Below are 1634 nucleotides of genomic sequence, written 5' to 3'. Positions count from 1 at the left end.
CCGTCGCTCGCCCAAGGCGGCCAGGGCGGGTCCATGTCGGGCATGGACATGAAGAACATGGGCCCTCTGCAGAAGGCCTCCATGGAAGCCATGGACAAGATGAACAAGGCGATGATGCAAGGCATGATGGACCCCGATCCGGACTTGGCCTGGATGAAGGGCATGGCGGCACACCACCAGGGCGCGGTCGACATGTCCGAGGCCGCCATCAAGCATTCAAAGGACGAGACGGTGGTGAAGGAAGCCCGGAAGACGAAGGAGGAAAACGAAAAGAGCCTGCGCGAGATCCAGGCCAAGATCCGGAAGGAGAAGTAGATCTTCCACCCCTGGCCTCGCTGCGGACCGCCGACGGGTCAGGGCAACGACTCGACGGCTCGGCGACGCCTTGTCTGGCGGGCCCGCTAGCTACGGTCCCGGCCAGGCTCTCCGCGGGCCGGAATCACCGCCGTCCGGGTCGTCGGGGTCAGGCTGGCCGAACAACTTCTCCCCGTCGCCGAAAGCGGACACGGCCACGGCCGGAGGAGGGAGCGTCCAGCCGACGTCAGAGGATCCTGTTGGCGCTCCCCCCTGCATAAGGGACACCTGCTGTCCGTGAACTCAGGCGCGCAGGCCAAGTGCCGCGCTTGCATCGTCCGGAAGTTCGGCGGCGAGGTTGCGCCGCGGCTGCGCCGGTGCCACCGGCCGATGTCGAGACAGTCCGGTTCTGTCTCGCCCACGAATGGCGGTTCGCCCAGGATCTGTTCCGCGCCATCCCGATGAGCTGTCCCGGCCCCGAGCCCAGGATCGGTTCGGCTTGGGTTTTCCGGGCCACGTCGGGCAAGCGCGGCGGCAGCCTGCCCGCTGAGAGCCGGGTTCCGCGCGGGTGGCGGCAGGCCGCGACGCCGTCCATCTCGTCGTGTCGTCCGACCGCTGCGGTCAGGCTGCGACCGGGCCGGGCGCAGACCGGGCCCGGAGCCGCTGGGACACCGCAATGCCGGGCTGGTCTCCCCGGGGCGCGGCCCCGGGGTCTTGGCCCGACCGCAGTTCGAGATTCGAACGGTCTGCAACCTTTTCCGCGTCGGCCCCGAACTCTTCCAAGAAGCCGCCAGCTTCTTGAGAAGAGGGAAACGTAGCCATGAACCGAGCTGTCCATGCCGCCCTTCTGGGCGCCGCCTTGATGGCCTGGATGCCGGGTAACGCCCTTGCCGGCGCCTGGGACAACGTCCCCCCTGCTTGGCGCAACGAACGGTATCAGAAATTGCGTCCCGCATTCCGCTCGCTCGACGACGGCCTGACGACCGGTTCGATCCGGCGCGCGCCCCAACGCCCCGTCACCGAGCGCCCCGAGCCGGCCGGCGCTCGGCGGTGAGACGAGGCCGCGCGGTCCGTGGTGCACCCTGGCGCGGCACCGAGGACAGGATCAGGTCGCATCGCGACCATCTCGGACCCGGCACCCGGGAGGCCGAGGGGGCGGGCGTCCTAGCCTCACGGGCCGGCGCCCTCTTGCCCCGGTCAGGACTGACATCGAGGCCCCGCCCAAAGCTCGGAAGGCAAGACCGGCGTCACGGGCGCCTGGGGAGATCCGCATCGTCGCGAGCCGGCCTAGGCCGCAGGCAATCGCACCCTACGCAGAGACGCCCAAGTCACGAGCCTCC

2 protein-coding genes are annotated in these 1634 nt (G+C 69.2%); both read left to right on the top strand.

Annotated elements, in window-relative coordinates; all coding sequences use genetic code 11:
- A partial coding sequence (locus MZTS_RS24850) for a DUF305 domain-containing protein (RefSeq protein ID WP_246482278.1) occupies positions 1 to 315 on the top strand: 315 nt, incomplete at its 5' end.
- 799 nt (positions 316 to 1114) lie between these two features.
- On the top strand, positions 1115 to 1348 hold the full coding sequence (locus tag MZTS_RS24845; protein ID WP_041371369.1) for a hypothetical protein: 234 nt from the start codon (positions 1115 to 1117) through the stop codon (positions 1346 to 1348).
- Positions 1349 to 1634 lie beyond the last annotated feature (286 nt).

This window comes from Methylorubrum zatmanii (assembly GCF_014845115.1).
Classification (GTDB): Bacteria; Pseudomonadota; Alphaproteobacteria; order Rhizobiales; family Beijerinckiaceae; genus Methylobacterium; species Methylobacterium zatmanii.
This window is presented reverse-complemented; position numbering and strand designations above follow the sequence as displayed.